The following is a 17,662-nucleotide window of genomic DNA, read 5'->3' as shown; positions in this document are numbered from 1 at the left end:
CAAGACTGCTTGTTGCCGCAGAGGGCGCGGGACCGCATCGTACGGGCATGAGTGCGCTCGGTCTCGCGGGCACGACAGCGCCGAGCACGAGAGCCTCGATGGGATCGGAGGTCACATTGATTCCCTTTGCGTCGAAGAACGGCTTTTGGACCGCCACCGCGAGCGCGCTGGCCCTCGGGTGCTTGGCTGCTTGCAGCGGAGACGACGGCGGCCCCGCGCCGGACACCGCGCCGCCGCTCGCGGTCCGCTGCGCGCAGCTCGCGAACATGCAGATTCCGAGCGCCTCCATCGGGTTGCCCACGACCGGCGCCGTCGTCACCTCGACCCAGATGAACGCGGCGCACGGCGCGGCCGGCGAATATTGTCTCGTGTCCGGGGACATCATGCCCGTCGATCCGACGGCTCCCGACATCAAGTTTCAGGTCGCGCTCCCCGCCGACTGGAACTCGAAAGCGGTCATGCTGGGCGGGGGCGGGTTCTGCGGGATCATCCCGGACGTCGCTGGCAACCCGCTGAACACCACGCCCGACGCGGTGACGCCGCTCGGGCGTGGTTATGCGGTGTTTGCAAGCGACGCTGGTCATCAATCGAATCCCCTCGACGGATCCTTCGCCGTGAACCAGGAGGCGTACGCGAACTGGGTGTCCGACGCCTTGAAGAAGACGCGCGACGCGGCCATCGCCGTGGTCGAGGCGACCTACGGCGAGGCCCCGACCAAGGCGTACTTCCTGGGCAGCTCGACGGGGGGACGGCAAGCCCTGGCGGTCGCGGGTCGCTGGCCAGCGGACTGGGATGGATGCGTCGCGCTTTACCCTGCCCGGAACGTGACGACCGCGATGATCGGCGGCCTCGCCATGGTCCAGGCGTTCGCGGCGCCCGGCGCCTACCTCGACCCCGAGGAGCGCGGTGTGCTCTACCGCGCCGCCGTGGCCGCCTGCGACGCGCTCGACGGCGCGAGCGACGGGGTGATCAGCGACGTCCAGGGTTGCAACGCGACGTTCGATCCGTCGACCGCGTCGCTGGACGGCGTGCCTGTCCGGTGCCCGGACGGCGTCGACACGGGGGACACGTGCCTGTCGGACGCCCAGCTCACGGCGCTCGGCAAGGCGAACGGAGAGGTGCCCTTCGATATCCCGCTCGCGAGCGGCGAGGCGAGCTTCCCCGGGTTCAACGCGTTCATCTCGGATCTGGGCATGGCGAGCAGCTCGCCGCTCCAGCCGCACGTCGCCGCGATCGGGCTGGGGAGCGCGCCGCCGGGGTTCCCGGTCACCGAGAGCATGTCGTACGGCGCCCATTTCGCGGACGGCTTCATCCGCTATGCCGTCGCCAGGGACGCCGCGTTCGACTACCTGACGTTCGATGTGTCGAACGCCGGCGCCTTTGCATCACGGGTGACCGAGCTCTCGGCGCTCGACGTCGCGGACGCCGATCTGACCGCCTTCGCCGCGAAGGGCGGGAAGCTCTTGATGATGCAAGGCACGGAGGACATGCTCGTCAGCCCGCGCGCCGTAGAGGCCTATTACTCGCGCTTGCGGGCGGACATGGGGGCGGACGAGGTCGACTCTTTCCTTCGATATTACGAGGTTCCCGGGTTTGGTCACTCCGTGAGCACGGTCTTCACCGCAGGGTGGGATTACTTGACCGCGCTCGAGAGCTGGGTCGAAGAGGGGGCGGATCCAGCGACGGACCAGATCGTCGTCGACACGACGGGCGTCCCGGGCCGAACCAGGCCCCTTTGTGTCTATCCGACATGGCCCCAGTACAAAGGCTCGGGCGACATGGATAGCGCCGCGTCCTTTGCGTGCACGGCGGACTAGCCTGGAGCGACCGCGTCCGCGCTCGATGCCGCGGGCGGCGCTTGGTCGTTCTAGCCGGGCGAGGGCGATCCCGGCGGCGCGTCCCACGCGACGTTCAGCGCGGCCGGGCCGCGGTGCACGAGGTTGGGCATGTACGAGAGCCGCGCGTCGCCGGCGAGGCGCGCGCCCCGCAGGCGTCGCGTCAGCTCCTCGAGCGCGATCGCGCCTTCCAGGCGCGCGAGCTGCGCGCCGACGCAGAAGTGCGGGCCGCGCCCGAACGCGAGGCTCGGCCCGGCCGCGCGCTCGATCTCGAACCGCTCGGGGTCCTTCACGCCCGGCAGGTCCCGGTTGGCGGACCCGAACAGCACGAACACCCGCGCGCCGCGCGGCACGTTCACCCCGCGGAGCTGGCAATCCTCGGTCACGGTGCGCGTCATCCCTTGCACGGGCGCATCGAAGCGCATGCCCTCCTCGAGCACGCCGGGGATCAGCGCCGGCCGGTCGCGCAGCGCCTGCCAGGCGCCGGGCGCGCGCAGGAGCGACACGAGCGTGTTGCCGATCATGTTCGTCGTGGTCAGGTGCGCCGCGAAGATCAGCACGCACAGCGTGCCCACCAGCTCCTGCGTGTCGAGCGGGCCCTCGCCCTCGGCGCGCGCCTCGATGAGCTCGGTCACCAGATCGGGGCGAGGGCTCGCCCGGTGATCCTCGACGAGCGCGCGCAGGAAATCGCGGTACGCGACGATGCTGCGCGCCAGCTCCGCGCGCTGCTCCTCGGGCAGGAAGCCCATGAGGAACATGGTCTCGTCGTCGCACCACCGCTTGACCTGATCCATCTCGGAGAGCGGAATCCCGAAGAGCTGGCTGGTCACGCGGATCGGCAGCGGCGCGGCGAAGCGCGCCATCAGGTCCGCCTGCCCGTCCTTCTCGAGCCCGCCCACGAGCTCGCTGGTGATCGCGCGGATGAACGGCTCCATCCTCGCCGCGAGGCGCGGCCCCGCGAGCGCCTTGCTCACGAGGCTGCGCACCCGCGTGTGGACCGGCGGATCGCTCGACAGGAGCGGATACACGCCGCTCCGGTCCTTGCCCAGGATCGCCAGCAGCGCGGGCGAGGGCTCCTGGAGCGGCGCGAGGACCTGCGCCGAGCTGAAGCGCACCGGATCCTTGACCACGGCCGCGACGTCCTCGTGGCGCGAGACGAACCACATCCCGAAGGTCGGGTTGAACACGACCGGCGCCTCGCGCCGGAGCTCCTCGAAGAGGGGATAAGGGTCCTCCAGGTGCGGGGAAACGAGGTGGTTGAAGGCGCGGGTGGTCTCGATCGACATGCTCGCGAGGCTCCGGGCAGAGGCGGCGGGGAGGCCGCCCTCAGGCCGTTCGATCGAATATCACCTTCCGAGATCGCGTTGATAGGCTCAGCCCACCGGCAACCGCAGCGCGACCTCGAGCCCGCCGCCCTCGGCGTTCCTCGCCTCGACCTCGCCGCCGTGCAGCAGCACCGCCCGCTGCGTGATCGCCAGCCCGATCCCCGTGCCGCCCGCGCCGCGCGCCCGGTGATCGTCGACCCGGTAGAACGGCTTGAAGATGTCCCCGAGCGCCACCTCGGGCACGCCCGGCCCGCGATCGCGGACGCGCACCTCGGCGACCCCGCCCGAACACGCGAGGTCGATGCGGACCGTGGTGCCCGCCTCGGTGAAGCGCACCGCGTTGCGCACCACGTTCTCGATCGCCCGCCGGAGCAGCTCCTCGTTCCCGTCCAGGGAGCACGCGTCGCGCGCCCCGAGCTCGACCGAGCACCCCTGCTGCTCCGCCTCGAACGCGGCGTCCTCGACCAGCTGCTCCACCAGCGCCGTCAGGTCGACCCGCTCGGTCCGCTCCATGCCCCGGGCCGACTCCAGCCGGCTCAGCGTGAGCAGCTCGCCGATCATCCCGTTGAGCCGCTCCGTCTCCCGCTCGATCCGGTCGAACGCCGGCGCCACGTCCGGCGGCGACCGGCGGCGGACGAGCTCGAGCGAGATGTTGAGCCGCGCGAGCGGCGACCGGAGCTCGTGCGAGACGTCGCGGAGCAGCCGGCGCTGCGTCTCCAAAAGCTCCTCGATGCGCTCCGCCATCCGGTCCATGTCGCGCCCGAGCGCCAGCGTCTCGCCGTCCGCGCCCGCGAGCTGCTGCGCGACGCCGACCGAGAGATCGCCCGCCGCCATCCGCTGCGTGGCGCCCCGCAGGATGTGGATCGGACGGGACAGGTAGCGCGCGAGGACCACCGCGACGAGCCCGGTCACGACCACGATCGCGAGCAGCCGGAGCGGCAGCGTCTCCGGCACGATGAAGAACATCCACGGCGACCGGACCGGACCGGTCGCGACCGCCACGAACGACGGGTCGCGGCGCAGGACGACCGCGACGAGCTCCCGCTCGCCCACCTCGACGGCGATGCCGTCCGCCGAGCGCCGCGCCCGCTCCTCGACGAGCGGCGCGCCCTCGATGGGCTCGCCGCTCACGAGCGCGCCGGACCGGTAGACCGCGACGCGCTGATCCCGCGGCTCGAGCGGCGAGAGGCGCTGCTCGCAGCCGGAGAGCCCGTCGCGCGCGCAGAAGAGCGCGCTCTCCGCCCGGAGCTCGACGCTGCGCGTGCTCAGGCGGCGGCGCAGCGAGCTCGACTCGGCGGAGAACGCCCAGCCGTGGATCACCGCGAACAGCCCGACGAGGAGCGCCATCGCGATCCACAGCGAGACCAGGAGGCGCAGGAAGAGGCTCTTCACGCGCGCCCCCCGAGGCCGCGGCGCCTCGCGAGCGCCCTCCGCGGCAGGCGCCTCACGGGCGCTCCCGGGCCAGGATGTAGCCGGCGTTGCGGACCGTCTTGATGCGCTCGCCGCCGCTCGGCCCGGGGCCGAGCTTGCGGCGGAGGTTCGAGACGTGCATGTCGATGCCGCGGTCGTACGCCGCGAGGCGGCGGCCCAGCACGCGCCGCGCGAGATCCTCGCGCGAGACCACCGTGCCCGCCTGCCGCACCAGGACCTCGAGCAGGTCGTACTCGGCCGTCGTGAGCCGGACCTCCTCGCCGCGGACCCGGACCCGCCGCGCCGCGGGGAGCACCTCGAGATCGTCGACCGTGAGGACGCTCTGCGCCTCGGCGGCGCCCGGCCCCGCCGCGGCCGCGCCCGCGTGGGCGGCGCGCCGGTGGAGCGCGCGCACCCGGGCGACGAGCTCGCGCGGGTTGAACGGCTTCGGCAGGTAGTCGTCGGCGCCCATCTCCAGGCCGACGATGCGGTCGACGTCCTCGCCCCGCGCCGTCAGCATCAGGACCGGCACCCGGGAGCTCTGCCGGAGCCGCGTGAGCACCTCGAAGCCGTTGAGGCCAGGCAGCATCACGTCGAGCACCACGAGGGTGAACGGCTTCTCCTGCGCGCGGGCGAGGCCGGAGATCGCGTCGCGCGCGCTCTCCACCGCGTAACCCTCCTGACCGAGCAGCTCGGCCAGGAGCTCGCAGAGCTCGGCGTCGTCGTCGATGACCAGGATCTGAGGCGGATCGGCCATGTCGGCGACTGTAGCGCGGCCGTCATGGCGCTGTGTAAGGCCTGGTCAAAAGGCTCTTGACGAATCTTTACACGAACTGGACACCTCTTGAGACACTGCCTCCTAGCCTGGGCCGCATGACGCTCACTCGCTCCGTTCCCTTGCCGTGGCTGGCGTCCCTCGCCGTCATCGCCACGTGCACGCTGGGGAGCGCGGCGCGCGCCGAGACGCTCACCGCCGAGCAGGCGGTCGGCCGCGCAGCCTCCCAGAACCCGGCCCTGCGCGCGGCCCTGCTCGAGGCCACCGCCGCGCGGCAGGCCGTCGCCGCCGAGCAAGGCGCCCGCAAGCCCACGCTGTCCGCCTCGGTGACCGGTCAATACGCGGAGGACCTCGGGAACGGGGGCCGCGGGATCTCGGGCACCACGACCGTCGCGTCGGACGTGGCCCTCCGGTACACGACCGACGTCGGGACCAGCCTCGAGGTGGGCGCGTCGGCGAACAAGTCGTGGGGCGGCGCGGCCCGCAGCCTGGAGGGCAACGGCGTCCTCCGGCCGACGACCACCGCGGAGGCGTACGTCTCCGCGCGGCAGCCGCTGCTCCGGGGCGCCGGGACCGACGCCGTGCTCGCGCCGATCGCGCAGGCGGAGGCGTCGGCGATCGCCGCGGAGCAGGAGCGCGACCTCGCGGCGAGCCAGACCGCGCTCGACGTGCTCGAGGCGTACTGGGAGCTCTGGTACGCGGAGCAGGCGATCGGCGTGCAGGAGCAGGCGCTCGCGGCCGCGCAGCGGCAGCTGAACGACGCCAAGGCCCGCGCCGAGACGCTCGGCACCGGCACGCGGGTGGACGTCCTGCAGTTCTCGACCTCGGCGGGGTCGATCGCGGACGCGCTGTCGCAGGCCCGCGCGACGCGCTCGGCGCGGGCGATCGCGCTCGGCCGCGCGCTCGGCATGGCCCCGCGGGAGGCCTCGTCGCTCTCGCCGACCGGCGCGCCGCCCTCGCTCGGGCCGCTCCCCCCGATCGACGCGCTGACGCGCGCGGCGGCCGAGCGGTCCCAGGAGCTCGCCGCCCTGCGCGCCGATCTCGAGGCGCAGCGCGCGCGGGTGAGCGCCGCGGAGGACGCCGACCAGGTCCGCCTCGACGTGTTCACGACCGCCTCGGTGAAGACCCCGTGGGCGGACGACGGCACGTCGGGGGTCTCGCTCCTGGGCGGGCGGCCGGCGTTCACCGTGCTCGGCGGGCTCGACCTCGAGCTGCCGTTCGGCGGGGGCCGGGCGTCGGCCGACGCGGCGCGCGCGCGCACGCAGCTCGCGGCCGCGGAGGCGCGTTACAAGGCGCGCGCCGAGGCGATCGCGGCCGAGCTCACCTCGCTGCGCGTGACCCTCGAGGCGTCCGACGAGCAGGTGGCGCTCGCCACGGAGACCGCCCGCCTGGCCGGCGAGCTCGCCGAGGCGGAGCGGCAGCGGCTGCTGCTCGGGACGTCGACGTCGGCGGACGTGGTGAAGGCGGAGCAGACGCTGCGCGAGGCGGAGCTCCGCAAGCTGCGGGCCCTGGTCACGGCGCTCACCTCGCGCTTCCAGCTGGAGCACGCCGCGGGCGCGCTCCTCGATCGCTTCGCTTCGGTGCTCCCCAGGAGGTCGTCATGAACAGGAACAAGAAACGCTACCTGATGTCCGGCGTGGCCGCGGCGGCCATCGCGACGTTCGCGATCGGCGGGTACGCCTGGTATCAGACGCCCTCGAAGGCGCCCGCCGGGCCCACGGTCGAGATCCGCCGCGGGAGCCTGACCGAGACGGCCGCGGCGTCCGGGAAGATCGAGCCCGACGTGCAGGTCGAGGTGAAGTCGCGCGCCTCGGGCCAGGTCATCGAGGTGCTCGTGAAGGAGGGCGACCAGGTCGAGGCCGGGCAGCTCCTGGTCAAGCTGGATCCGATCGACGCGGAGCGCGATCTCGCCGAGGCGCGGGTGGCGCGCGACCGGGTGAAGGCGGACCTCGCCGCGGCGCAGGCGTCGCTCGCTGTCGCCGACCTCGAGCGCAAGAACAACGAGGTGAGCCAGGGGATCGCCGAGAAGAGCGCCGAGCTCGGCCTGGGCTCGACCGACGCCGCCCGCTCGGCCGCGCACTCGACGAAGGTGGCGGGCGCGAACATGACGCTCCGGCGCGCGCAGGTGACAGCGGCCCAGGCGCAGCTCAAGACGGCCGAGCTCGCGGTGCAGGACGCGGAGACGCGCCTCAAGGAGATGCAGATCTACGCGCCGATCGCCGGCACGGTGCTCGACGTGGCGGTGGAGAAGGGGACGCTGGTATCGTCGGCGCTCACCAACGTGAGCGGCGGCAGCGCCGTGATGACGCTCGCCGATCTGTCGAACCTGCGCATCGTCGGCGCCATCGACGAGGCGCAGATCGGCCGCGTCGCCCCCGGCCAGCGGGTCGAGATCCGCGTCGACGCGTACGGGGACCGGGTGTTCCAGGGCGTGGTCGACCGGGTGAGCCCGCTCGGCAAGGAGGTGTCGAGCGTCGTGACCTTCGACGTCGAGATCGTCGTCAACGACAAGGAGGCGTCGCTGCTCCGGTCGGGGATGAGCGCGGACGTGGAGATCGTGACGGCGGAGCAGAAGGACGTGCTGCTCGTGCCGCTCCTGGCGGTGCAGTCGTCGGGCAAGCGGCGGTTCGTGCGGCTCGCGAACGGCGAGGAGCGGCCGATCAAGACCGGGGCGACCGACGGGACGAGCATGGTGGTGGTCGAGGGGCTGAGCGAGGGCGACGACGTCCTCGCGAGCGCGCCGGTCGTGAGCGCGCCGGGCCCGCAGCAGGGCGGGCAGGGGCAGCGGGGCGGGCAGAACCCGATGCGCGGGATGGGCATGGGCATGGGCGCCCGGGGGGGCCGCTGAGATGGACGTCCCGGTCTTCGTGAGCGGCCTCTCCAAGGTGTACCACGCCGATCGCGCGGACCTCGCGGTGCGGGCGGTCGACCGGATCGGGTTCGAGGTGCGGCGCGGCGAGTCGGTCGCGATCATCGGGCCGTCCGGGTGCGGGAAGTCGAGCCTGCTGAACATCCTCGGGTGCCTGGATCGGCCGACCGAGGGCACGTACCGGCTCGGGGGGCGCGACGTGGCGGAGCTCGACGACGACGAGCTCGCGGCGCTCCGGAACAAGCACATCGGGTTCGTGTTCCAGAGCTTCAACCTGCTGCCGCGGATGACGGCGGCGGAGAACGTCGAGCTGCCGCTGCTCTACGGGGCGGTGAAGAACAGCCGGGCGCTCGCGGAGAACGCGCTCGCGCGCGTCGGGCTCGCGGCGCGCGCGCGGCACCTGCCGTCCGAGCTCTCGGGCGGGCAGCGGCAGCGCGTCGCGATCGCGCGGGCGATCGTGACGCGGCCGTCGATCCTCTTGTGCGACGAGCCGACGGGCGCGCTCGACAGCCGGACGGGGCGCGACGTGCTGGAGCTCTTGATGTCGCTGAACGCGGACGGGACGACGCTGGTGATGGTGACGCACGACCTCGGCGTGGCGCGGGCGCTCGCGCGCGCCATCCACATGAAGGACGGCCACATCGTGGCCGATGGCCCGTCGAGCACCGTGGTGGCGGCGTTCCACGCGAGCGAGATGGAGGGGGCATGCTGATCAAGGAGACGGCGAAGAGCGCGTGGCGCTCGCTCGCCTCGAACCGGCTGCGGACGCTGCTGACGATGCTCGGCATGATCATCGGGACGGCGGCGGTCGTGGCGGTGCTCGGCATCGGCGAGGGCGCGCGCAGCAGCGTGGAGGGGCGGATCCGGTCGCTCGGCGCGAACCTGCTGATGGTGCGGCCGGGGTCCGCGTCGGCGAGCGGGGTGCGCTCGGGCACGGTGAAGACGCTGACGGAGGCGGACGCCGAGGCGCTGAAGGCGCTCGACGGCGTGGCCGCGGTGGCGCCGGAGCGGAGCGGCAGCGCGCAGCTCCGCTACATGGCGAGCAACCTGAACGCGTCCGTGACCGGGATCACGCCGGCGTACCTCGAGGTGCGGTCGCTGTCGGTGGCGAGCGGCGTCGGGTTCTCGGAGCTCGACGAGCAGCAGCGCGCGCGGGTGGTGGTCCTCGGCGCGAACGTGGCGCGGCAGCTCTATCCGGGGGGCTCGCCGCTCGGGACGCGGCTCCAGATCAACGGGAGCGCGTTCCGGGTGGTCGGGGTGCTGGCGGAGAAGGGCTCGGGGATGGGCTCGCCGGACGACGGGGTGTTCGTGCCGCTGTCGACGCACCGGTCGGTCCTGTTCGGGCAAGATCACCTGTCGACGATCTCGCTGCAGCTCGCGAGCGAGGACCGGTCCGAGGTGGTGATCGCGCAGCTCGAGCAGCTCTTGCGCCTGCGGCACCGGCTGCGCGCGGATCAGCCGAGCGATTTCGAGGTGCGGTCGCAGGCGGAGATGCTGGCGACGATGGGGCAGATCACGGGCACGTTCACGACGCTGCTCGGCAGCGTGGCGGCGGTGTCGCTGATCGTGGGCGGCATCGGGATCATGAACATCATGCTGGTGTCGGTGCGGGAGCGGACCCGCGAGATCGGCGTGCGGATGGCGGTCGGGGCGCGGCGGAAGGACATCCTGCGGCAGTTCCTCGTCGAGGCCGTGGTGGTGTCGCTCGCGGGCGGGGTGGCCGGCGTGGGCCTCGGGTACGGGGCGGCGGTGCTGCTGTCGCGGTTCGGGGAGTGGGCGACCATCGTGCCGCCGTACGCGGTGGGGCTGGCGCTCGGGGTGTCGATCCTGATCGGGATCACGTTCGGCGTGGGGCCGGCGCGGCGCGCGGCGCGGCTGGATCCGGTGGAGGCGCTGCGGTTCGAGTGAGGGCGGGGGGGCTGGGGGCGGCCGCGTGACGCGCGACGACGAGGACTGCCCGGCCTGATCGGGTCACCCCTCTTTGCGGCGGTAATGCAGCGCGACCTGGCCGGACTTCAGGCGGCTCGTCGAGACGAGCTCGAGGCGCCGCGAGGGCTCCAGGCCCTGAAACAAGGTTGGCCCGTGGCCGGCGAAGACGGGGTGGACGACGAGACGGTACTCATCGATCAGCCCCAGCCGTTCGAGCGCCGCCGCGAGCGTGGGACTGCCCACGAGCACGCCTTGCGGGGTCTTCTCCTTCAGCTGCGTTACGGCCTCACGCAAATCCCCCTCGACGCGGAAGGTGTTGTTCCACGGGAAGTCGCGGCGCGAGGCCGAGACCACATACTTCGGCTTGGCCTCCAGCTTGCGCGCCCACTCCCGCATCGCGCGTGGCGCGTTCTCGTCGCGCGCCACCGCCGGCCAGGCGCTCTCCATGAGCTCGTACGTGACGCGCCCCCACAGCATCGCCCCGGCTGCGTCCATCAGCTGCGTGAAGTAGTCGTGCAGCTCGTCGTCCGCGATCCCCTCGCGATGGTCGTAGCACCCGTCCAGCGTCACGTTGAGTCCGAAGGTCAAGAGGCCCATGGCGCCGATGTACCACGGCGGAGCAGGCGGCGGGAGACTTTGGTCCTCCCCCGCTTCCGTCGACACCCCCGATGGAAGCGGGGGAGGACCAAAGCCGTTGCGATGTCGATGACGGTCGCCGTGCCGAGCGAGCTACAGGGCAGGCAGAGGAAACTCCGACAGGCTCAGCTTCGGTTGGGTCATCCGGCCGCCCGCGCGTTTGAAGAGCGCGCCCGGTGTGAGCCCGACGAGCTGACGGAAGTCGGCGATGAGGTGGGCTTGGTCATAATAGCCCGCGTCCGCGGCGATGCGTGCCCAGTCGCACGAGGTCGCTGCCATTCGCACCGCGCGTTGCAGGCGGACGGCCCGCGCGAACTCCTTCGGGCCGATGCCGACGTTCTCGGCGAAGGCGCGGCGAAGATGCCGCGCCGTGACGCCGAGCCGGTCGGCAACACCCTCCACCCGGACCTCGCCCTCTTCGAGCAAGCGAACCGCACGACGAGCGAGCTTCCCCGATGCCGTCTCGAAGGGTTGGCCGGCACGAAGGGCGAGCGCCCGGGCGACGCGCTCCATCACGTCGGCGCGGCTCCTCGCGGCGAGGAGCTCACCGCCGAGCTCGCGCCCCGCGCGGCCCCACACGTCCTCCAGCGGAACCATCCGGTCCGTGAGCTCGCTCGCCGCCACGCCGAGCAGCGGAACCGACCAGCCTGGCCTGAACCGAAGCGTGACCGTCCGCGCGACCCCGGTCTTGGTCTTGAATAGCGCGCGCGTCCGGGGGCCCGCGACCCACACATCCCCCTCGCGCGCGCCCTCGAGCGCTCGAAAAACGAGGGTCGTTCTGCCGTCGGGAAGCCACTCGAGGTCGAGCGCCTGCCCGGGGGGCGGCGCGACCGCACGGACTTCCTCGACGAAGCGCGGGAGCGCGAGGGTGGGGAGTTCCATCGCTGCGGCCATGTACGTTACCTTTACGCCTCTCGTGCGGCCGTTCAAGCCGACGCGGGGGCCCGCATCGATCGGCTACCGCTCGCTGTCGAGGACCTTCATTTGCTGCGCGGCGTAGCGCGCGCCGCCGATCGCGTCCGCCGGCACGATGGTCTCGAGCGTCGCGACGTCGCTCGCCGACAGCGGCTTGTCGAGGGCCACGAGGGCATCGTCGAGCTGGGCTCGCGTGCGGGCCCCGATGACCGGCACCAGCGTGGGATGCTTCGCCAGCACCCACGCGAGCGCCACCTGAGCCGGCGTCATCCCGCGCTCGCCGGCGAAGGCGTGGAGCTTCTCGACGACGCTCGCGTTCTTTGCCCCTTGCTCGCCTGCGAAGCGCGGCATGTACTGTCGGAAGTCGCCCTTTCCCGAAGGCTTGCTGCCGGTGAGCAGCCCCCGCGCAAAGACCCCGTAGAGCGTCGCGCTCATCCCGAGCTCCGCGAGGGCCGGGAAGATCGACGCCTCGGGCCCGCGCGTCGCGATCGCGTACTCGATCTGCAGGTCCACGACCGGGTGCACCGCGCTCGCACGCCGGATGGTCTCGACCCCCACCTCGGACAGCCCGATATGCCGGACGAAGCCGGCCTTGACGAGGTCGGCGATGGCCCCGATGGTGTCCTCGATGGGCACCTGCGGGTCGAGGCGCGCGGGGCGGTACACATCGATGACCTCCACGCCCAGCCGTTGCAGGCTGTACGCCGCGAAGTTCTTCACGGCCGCCGGGCGGGTGTCGATGCCCAGCATGGCGCCGTCCGGGCCGCGCATCGCGCCGAACTTCACCGAGAGCTGGACCTTGTCGCGCACCCCCTCGATCGCGCGCCGGATGAGGAGCTCGTTGTGCCCGTTGCCGTAGAAGTCTCCGGTGTCGATCAGGGTGATCCCTCGCTCGATGGCGTGGCGGATCGTCGCCACGCTCTCGGCCTCTTCGGCCGGGCCATAGGCGCCGGACATCGCCATGCAGCCGAGGCCGACGGGAAAGACGCTGGGCCCGGTCGTGCCCAGCGGAGTCGATCGGAGGGGGGAGCGGCCCATCGTGGCGTCGAGGTCGGTCATGGGATGTTCATGGCACGCGCCCGCGGCCTCCGATTGGATAAACCGGACATCTCGACGGTCCGGGCGGGCGACAACCACGTCATGCACCGGCTCGTGCGCGGCGAGCCGCTCATGACGAGATGTCCGGTCCTTCCCATCGGAGGCCGGCGGCAAGCGTGGCACAGCGGCGTGGCGCAGGGTGGCTCATCGGGCACGGCGATGCGCGAAATCCTCGAGAGCCGGCGGTACTCCGCGGCGGCACCAGGTTTGCTGAGGAGCCTCCGTATGCTCACCAGAATGCAGGGCTGCTTCGCCTTGGCCACGTGCCTCTCCCTCTTCGGTTGCGGCACCACGGTCGACGCCAGTCCGGCCCCGGAGGGCTGCGACGGTACCGTGGAGGTGCCGGATCCAGCGCTCGCCGCCGGCTTGCGAGAGCAGCTCGGCCTCGATGCCGACGAGCCGATTCCGGGGGCGGCGCTCGCCGTGCCTGAATCACTCTCCCTCGACAACCTCGGCATCGAGAACCTGAGCGGCCTCGAGTGTGCCACGTCGGTCGAGCAGCTGTTCCTCGCGGGCAATCGGATCGAGGACATCTCGATCCTCACGCGCCTGCCGCGGCTCTACAACCTGCACCTGGACGCGAACCGGATCGTCTCGCTGGGGGCGCTCTCCGGGCATCAGGCGCTCATGACGCTGACCGCGAGAGACAACCTGGTGTCGTCGACGAGCGACCTGAACGACCTTCCGGAGCTTCAGAACCTGACCTTGTCGGGAAATCCGCTCGAGGCCCTCGAAGGGCTGGACGGCCTGGACGCCCTGTTCCATCTCTCGGTCGAACGGACCCTCGTCGCCGAGCTCTCGAGCCTCTCCAAGTTTCCGGTCCTGAACAACGCGTACTTCACTTACACCAAGGTGACGAGCCTCGCGACGCTGCCGAGCCACCACTCCCTGACGGCGCTCCACCTGGAGAGGGCCGAGGTCGAGGACGCGAGCATCGTCGCGGCTCTTCCGTTCCTCGAGGGCCTTCAGCTCAGCGGCAATCGCATCGCGTCGATCGCAGGGATAGAGCCCGCGAACGTGCCCCGCCTGAACAGCCTTGGGCTCGCCGGCAATCCGCTGACGGACCCGTCCCCGCTCGCCAACCACCCGCAGCTCATGGTGGTTCAGATCAGCGACATCGGACCGAGCGGCGCGGATCTGAGCTGGGTCACGGGGCTCACGAACCTCATGTGGATCGAGGCGAGCTCCGACTCCATCACCGACCTCTCGCCGCTCGTGGGCGTACCGCGCGTCCACACGCTGGATCTGTCGGACAACCTGATCGAGGACGCGTCCCTGCTGAACGACATCGAGTTCGACCGCTGCGCGCGGGTCTCGATCGCGGGGAACCCCGGAGAAAGCTCCTTCGGCGACGTGCTGGACGCGCTCTGCGCGAATAACATCGTGGTCACGGGCTACTGCCTGCCCGCCGCGTGCGATCCCTGCGAGCACGGGGCTCATTGCGGCGAATGAGCGCGCCCGCCCAGGAGCGCAGCGCCGGCGCGCTGAGCCCTGGTCCCCGGCGCCGTTCGGCCGAGTGAGGACGTCCCGCCGGTCGCTACAGATGAGCTCGCAAGGCTCCACGTTGCGGCAGCGGTGGATTGTGGTGCCTCAGCTTGACCACGGTGTGGCAGCCCAGTCCCCGCCGCCGCGCCTCCATCCGGGCAGAGCTTTTCAGTGCCAGCGCGCCGCCGGCCCGCTATCCTTTGCTGGGCATGACGGTGCTGCTGCAGAACGACTACCTGACGGTCACGCTCGATCAGGAGCGCTCGATCGTCCGGAGCACCCGTTCCGAGCACCCGTACGCGTCCCCCGACGAGTTCATCCGCATCCACACCGAGGCGCTCCAGGTCTACGAATCGCTCGATCGCCCGAGCCTCGGCCATCTCATCGACCTCCGCCGGCCCCCGATGAACAACGATCCGTCGTTCGAGGCCGCGACGATGCGCACCCGCAGCATGCTCGTGCAGGAGTTCGCCGCCGTCGCCATCGTGGTCCGGACGGCCGTCGGCGCCTTGCAGGTGAACCGGCTCCTGCGTGAGGAGAACAACGACAGTGTCGTCGTGCTCCACGACGAGGACGTCGCCCTGGGGTACCTCGTCGAGGAGCTCCGGAAGGTGGTGCGCCGCTCCAGCGCGCCGCCCGGCGGCCGAGACCGGAGCTCCCGCCCCTCGGCGCGCCCCCTCCGGGTGCGCTGAGCGCGCGGCGCCGCTTCTCGCGAGCGCGCCCGTCGCCTAGCATCGGGGCGATGCGCACGTGTCCGCGCTGCGGCCTCCTGATCAACGCCGAGGGGCTCTGCTACCCGGGGTGCACAGGCCCCCTCGCCACCGTGCGCTGCGGCGGCTGCTACAAGCTGAACCTGCCCGACGCCGAGCGCTGCGACGGATGCGGGCACGAGCTCGGCCTGGAGCCGATCGCGGAGCTCGACGCGCTCCTCTGCTCCGATTGCGGCGTGCCCTTCTCCGCGTTCCGCGCCGCGACTGGCCTCCTGCGCGACTGCGGCCGATGCGGCGGCCAGCTCGTCGACCACGCGCTCCTGCGCGACCTCCTGGAGCGCCGGGAGAGCTACGGCGCGGCCGCGCCGAGGCCGCCGCGGCGCCCGGAGCACGTCGACGTCCGCGTGCGCTACGTCCGCTGCCCGGCCTGCGGCCAGCCGATGAACCGCAAGAACTTCGCCGGAAAGAGCGGCATCATCGTCGACATCTGCAGGGAACACGGCACCTGGTTCGACCGGGGCGAGCTGCCGCAGCTCCTCGCCTTCGCCGAGGCCGGCGGCACCGCGAGGGCGCGCCAGCAGCAGATCGAGGACGAGGCGCGCTCGCGCCGGCAGGCGGAGATCGCCAGGGAGACGGCGAGGCGGGCGAGCGTCGCCACGATGGCCTCGTCCTGGGACGCCCGGAGAGCCCGGCTGGACGCGGTGAAGGAGCTGCTCGAGCTCCTGTCGCGGATCTCCGGCTGAGCGGGGCCCACGGCGCCCGACGACACGCCGCCGGCGAGGGGCGGCGGACAACGGACGAGAGGCCCGCACACGCCCGGAGCGCCGCCGGCGCGGCGGCTACAACTCTTCTCCTGATCATCACACTATTTAACAGTCCAGCGCGCGTGCGCGCGTGTTGAAGAGGCGCTGCGCGAAAGCCCCAGGGATCGGCGCGGCCAGGCGCGGTGAGCGCGATGTCCGACAAGGCATCCTATTGAGCCCTCTGCGTGCAGCGTGGCTGGAGAAGGTGCGAAATTCAATCAAAGTCTTGCCCGTCGATCGATATGTGCTTTCTCTATCCTCCTATGATGACTTCTCGGACCCGCTTTGCCTTGCTCGATGTGCGACTCCTCCTCTGCGCGGCGCCCTCGCTCCTCGCCGCCTGCAGCTCGGGAGAGCTCGCCGGAACGGAGCCGTCGGAGCAGCTCGCGTCGGCCGTGGCCCAGACGGCGAGCCTCGCGCCGACGAGCGACGTCGCGCTCGACAAGATCTGGGGTGGGGGCGGCACGGCGCCCATCTTCAAGCTCGTCGACGACGGCACCTCGTTCGCGGCGAGCGACGGCGGCGGCACGTTCGCGCGGAGCGCGCCAGGCGCCGCCACGGCGTCGCTCACGCTCGGCTACTCGGGCGCCCCGGCGGGCGGCGCGCGCCAGGTCGTCGTCAATTACCAGGCCTGGGCGATCAACGGCGGCGCGGGCACCGTGCGCGTCCACCTCTACGACGGCGACACCCTGCTCGGCTCCGGCCCGGCGCGCGCGCTCAGCGCGAGCCAGCAGAACCTGAGCGAGACGTTCGGCGGCCTCGCCGTCGCGAACGGCGACCGGCTGCGGACCGAGCTCGTCTTCCAGAACACCGCCGGCACAGGCTCGCTCGTCTCGTCGATCGTCTGGATCGACGTCACGACACCGGACGACGACGGCGGCGGCGGCACGCCCCCGGACGAGGAGCCCGCCGTGTCGGACAAGCTCGTGCCGAGGAACGGCGCCTGGTGGGGCGCGTACAACTCGTCGAGGAGCTATGGCTGGGACTGGGGCCTCGCGATCAAGGACTTCGAGGCGAAGGCCGGCCGCAAGCTCGACATCGTGTATCGCTACCACGACTGGGGGACCACCGATAACGGCGTCTTCCCGGACAGGTTCGAGGCGGCGCAGATGAACGAAGGGTACATCGTCCACCTGTCCTGGGAGTCGCGCCGCTACTCCGCGGGCCAGAACGTCACGTGGACCGAGATCGCGAACGGCTCGCAGGACGCCGTCATCCGGGCGGCCGCGGAGCGCGCCAAGAACGCGCCCGGGAAATTCATGATCGCGTTCGACCACGAGATGGACAACACCGACGTCCACAGCGCCGACGGCCCGGACGCCGACTACGTCGCCGCGTACCGGCGCATCGTCGACATGTTCCGCGCGGCGGGCGCGACCAACGTGGTGTGGGTCTGGACCCCGATGGGCTGGAGCGGCACCCGCGCCCGGCTCCCCGCGCTCTACCCCGGAGACACCTACGTCGACTGGATCGGATACGATCCGTACAACTTCTACGAGTGCAACGGATCGGGGTGGAAAGATCCCGCGACCACGTTCGGGAGCCACTACGACTGGATGCACGCGCCCGCGCAGATGGCCTGGCACGGCGAAAAACCGTACATCCTGAGCGAGTTCTCCAGCCACGAGGACCCGGCCGACCCGAACCGCAAGGGCCAGTGGATGCGCGGCATCGTCGACGCCCTGAAGCGGTATCCCGACATCAAGGCGGTGCAGTTCTACAACTCCAACGTGACCCACCGGAGCCCGTGCAAGCTGGCCGTCGACTCGAGCAGCCAGTCCGTGGCCGGCTATGCAGCGGCGGGGAGCGACCCGTACGTGAACCAGCCGCACCACTGATGCTGCGTGCAGGACGGTCGAGGGCGTCGTATGA

At 71.6% G+C, this 17,662-nt stretch carries 15 protein-coding genes; 9 read left to right on the top strand and 6 right to left on the bottom strand.

Annotation, left to right across the window (positions count from 1 at the left end; genetic code table 11):
* Positions 1-116: 116 nt before the first annotated feature.
* Entirely contained in the window at positions 117-1,817 is a 1,701-nt protein-coding gene (locus tag WMF33_RS28635; RefSeq protein WP_437331603.1) for a tannase/feruloyl esterase family alpha/beta hydrolase, read from the top strand.
* Positions 1,818-1,867: 50 nt separating this feature from the next.
* On the opposite strand, the gene WMF33_RS28630 is transcribed toward WMF33_RS28635, so the two are convergent.
* The 3 genes from WMF33_RS28630 to WMF33_RS28620 form a co-directional block, all read right to left on the bottom strand.
* Positions 1,868-3,121 (bottom strand): cytochrome P450, encoded by a 1,254-nt coding sequence (locus WMF33_RS28630; protein ID WP_437331602.1) that lies wholly within the window; start codon positions 3,119-3,121, stop codon positions 1,868-1,870.
* Between the two features lie 87 nt (positions 3,122-3,208).
* Positions 3,209-4,552 (bottom strand): sensor histidine kinase, encoded by a 1,344-nt coding sequence (locus WMF33_RS28625; RefSeq protein ID WP_437331601.1) that lies wholly within the window; start codon positions 4,550-4,552, stop codon positions 3,209-3,211.
* 52 nt (positions 4,553-4,604) lie between these two features.
* Positions 4,605-5,327 (bottom strand): response regulator transcription factor, encoded by a 723-nt coding sequence (locus WMF33_RS28620; RefSeq protein WP_437331600.1) that lies wholly within the window; start codon positions 5,325-5,327, stop codon positions 4,605-4,607.
* 116 nt (positions 5,328-5,443) lie between these two features.
* Here WMF33_RS28620 and WMF33_RS28615 point away from each other — a divergent pair, with 116 nt between their 5' ends.
* Genes WMF33_RS28615 through WMF33_RS28600 form a run of 4 tightly spaced genes read left to right on the top strand, consistent with a single transcriptional unit; the run spans position 5,444 to position 10,122 of the window.
* The gene (locus WMF33_RS28615; protein WP_437331599.1) at positions 5,444-6,949 is read left to right on the top strand and encodes a TolC family protein; all 1,506 of its coding nucleotides are present in this window, start codon (positions 5,444-5,446) and stop codon (positions 6,947-6,949) included.
* Positions 6,946-8,193, top strand: coding sequence for an efflux RND transporter periplasmic adaptor subunit (locus WMF33_RS28610; protein WP_437331598.1), 1,248 nt, complete (start codon positions 6,946-6,948; stop codon positions 8,191-8,193). Before WMF33_RS28615 ends, WMF33_RS28610 begins: the two co-directional genes overlap by 4 nt.
* Position 8,194: 1 nt before the next feature.
* Positions 8,195-8,926 carry an ABC transporter ATP-binding protein gene (locus WMF33_RS28605; protein ID WP_437331597.1) on the top strand — a complete coding sequence of 244 codons (732 nt, stop codon included), beginning with the start codon at positions 8,195-8,197 and terminating at the stop codon, positions 8,924-8,926.
* A complete protein-coding gene (locus tag WMF33_RS28600; RefSeq protein WP_437331596.1) occupies positions 8,920-10,122 on the top strand; it encodes an ABC transporter permease in 1,203 nt (400 codons plus the stop codon). Before WMF33_RS28605 ends, WMF33_RS28600 begins: the two co-directional genes overlap by 7 nt.
* A 63-nt stretch (positions 10,123-10,185) precedes the next feature.
* On the opposite strand, the gene WMF33_RS28595 is transcribed toward WMF33_RS28600, so the two are convergent.
* From WMF33_RS28595 to WMF33_RS28585, 3 genes are all read right to left on the bottom strand, one after another.
* Positions 10,186-10,740, bottom strand: a complete 555-nt coding sequence (locus WMF33_RS28595) for a dihydrofolate reductase family protein (protein WP_437331595.1) — start codon at positions 10,738-10,740, stop codon at positions 10,186-10,188.
* Positions 10,741-10,872: 132 nt separating this feature from the next.
* On the bottom strand, positions 10,873-11,673 hold the full coding sequence (locus WMF33_RS28590) for a helix-turn-helix domain-containing protein (RefSeq protein WP_437331594.1): 801 nt from the start codon (positions 11,671-11,673) through the stop codon (positions 10,873-10,875).
* A 63-nt stretch (positions 11,674-11,736) separates the two neighbouring features.
* Positions 11,737-12,753 carry an aldo/keto reductase gene (locus tag WMF33_RS28585; RefSeq protein WP_437331593.1) on the bottom strand — a complete coding sequence of 339 codons (1,017 nt, stop codon included), beginning with the start codon at positions 12,751-12,753 and terminating at the stop codon, positions 11,737-11,739.
* Positions 12,754-12,756: 3 nt separating this feature from the next.
* Here WMF33_RS28585 and WMF33_RS28580 point away from each other — a divergent pair, with 3 nt between their 5' ends.
* The 4 genes from WMF33_RS28580 (at position 12,757) to WMF33_RS28565 (ending at position 17,628) form a co-directional block, all read left to right on the top strand.
* Positions 12,757-14,244, top strand: a complete 1,488-nt coding sequence (locus tag WMF33_RS28580; protein ID WP_437331592.1) for a leucine-rich repeat domain-containing protein — start codon at positions 12,757-12,759, stop codon at positions 14,242-14,244.
* 242 nt (positions 14,245-14,486) lie between these two features.
* Positions 14,487-14,969 (top strand): hypothetical protein, encoded by a 483-nt coding sequence (locus WMF33_RS28575; protein WP_437331591.1) that lies wholly within the window; start codon positions 14,487-14,489, stop codon positions 14,967-14,969.
* A 50-nt stretch (positions 14,970-15,019) separates the two neighbouring features.
* On the top strand, positions 15,020-15,730 hold the full coding sequence (locus WMF33_RS28570; RefSeq protein WP_437331590.1) for a zf-TFIIB domain-containing protein: 711 nt from the start codon (positions 15,020-15,022) through the stop codon (positions 15,728-15,730).
* A 326-nt stretch (positions 15,731-16,056) separates the two neighbouring features.
* Positions 16,057-17,628: a glycoside hydrolase family 26 protein gene (locus WMF33_RS28565; protein WP_437331589.1), complete on the top strand. Its 1,572-nt coding sequence runs from the start codon at positions 16,057-16,059 to the stop codon at positions 17,626-17,628.
* The last annotated feature ends 34 nt before the right edge of the window (positions 17,629-17,662 follow it).

The organism is Sorangium sp. So ce394 (genome assembly GCF_051474665.1).
GTDB classification, from domain to species: domain Bacteria; phylum Myxococcota_A; class Polyangia; order Polyangiales; family Polyangiaceae; genus Sorangium; species Sorangium cellulosum_D.
The sequence above is the reverse complement of the archived record's forward strand: the minus strand, read 5'-3'. Positions and strand labels throughout refer to the sequence as shown.